At 41.6% G+C, this 413-nt stretch carries 1 pseudogene; it reads right to left on the bottom strand.

The window, feature by feature from the left end:
* Positions 1-413 (bottom strand): annotated as a pseudogene (locus DXA74_RS16655) (recombinase); the annotation flags it as partial.

Here is a 413-nt window from a genome sequence, read left to right on the forward strand (position 1 = left end):
TTCATTTCTTCGTCAATATCCCTGTATCGTCTGAAAGCTTTGCTTCCCTCCTTGTGTCCCGACAGTGCGGAAACAAGGTTCGGGTCTTTCACTTTTTTATAGATATTGCCGATAAACGTACGTCTTGCCAGATGGCTGCTTGCCACTTCATAAATAGGTCGTTTGATTTCGTTGTGCGTCAACGGGTCTAAGATTGTTACGATGCGGTCAACTCCAGCTAATTTGAATATCTTTTTTATGGCATCATTGTACTTTTGCTCGGATATGAACGGCAACAGTTTTCCCTCATATTCTTTGTAGCGTTCAAGGATTTCTTTCGCTTTGTCGTTAAGTGGAACACGTACCGTAACCGGATTCCCCTCTTTGGTTTTCTTGGGAATATATTCTATGGCTTCATTGACCACATTTAGTTT

This window comes from Bacteroides sp. OF04-15BH, from assembly GCF_003477995.1.
GTDB lineage: Bacteria > Bacteroidota > Bacteroidia > Bacteroidales > Bacteroidaceae > Paraprevotella.